Raw genomic sequence first — 587 nt, 5'->3', positions numbered from 1 at the left:
TTTAGAGGATTTTGCAGTTAAAGCAGGTGATACCGTCTACTTTCATCATGAAGAGTACAAGATCAGAGAAATTTCTAAAAATGAAATCACAGGAAAAATTGACTTGTGGCTTGATCCTGTAAGACAAGGCAATCATCAAATTCCGATTGTAGCCTTTACAGATAATGAGGATCTTCTGAAGCATATAAGCCTTGAAAGACCAAACTTTATCGTTGGAGATGAAGTCAAATACAAGGCTAAAGACTATACCATCACACGCTTTGATGATATGGGAAATAACCTAAAGACGGTAACAGTTAAAGATAATACAGAATATCTTGGCGGGATGATAACAGGCTCCGATGTCATTCCTTATCGTCTTGAAAGCGACCTTGAGAGGATATTTGAAAATCAAATATATAAACATCCAGAGCAGACTACTGAAGAAGTAGAAATAAAGAAAGCAGAAGCTCATAACTTCCAAATTAAAGAAGAAACGCTACCTGACAAGTTATCTCCAAGTGAGAGATTAAACAATAACCTTGAAGCAATCTCGATGTTAAATCGAATTGAAAGAGGTGAGAGAGATTTAGATATTACCGCTCAGG

At 36.3% G+C, this 587-nt stretch carries 1 protein-coding gene; it reads left to right on the top strand.

Features of this window, described 5'->3' with window-relative positions; genetic code table 11:
- Nucleotides 1–587: hypothetical protein (locus HMPREF1253_RS00135; protein ID WP_023054739.1), on the top strand; the 587-nt coding region annotated here is incomplete at both ends.

Origin of the sequence: Peptoniphilus sp. BV3C26, assembly GCF_000478985.1 — a bacterium.
Lineage (GTDB): Bacteria > Bacillota > Clostridia > Tissierellales > Peptoniphilaceae > Peptoniphilus_B > Peptoniphilus_B koenoeneniae.
This window is presented reverse-complemented; position numbering and strand designations above follow the sequence as displayed.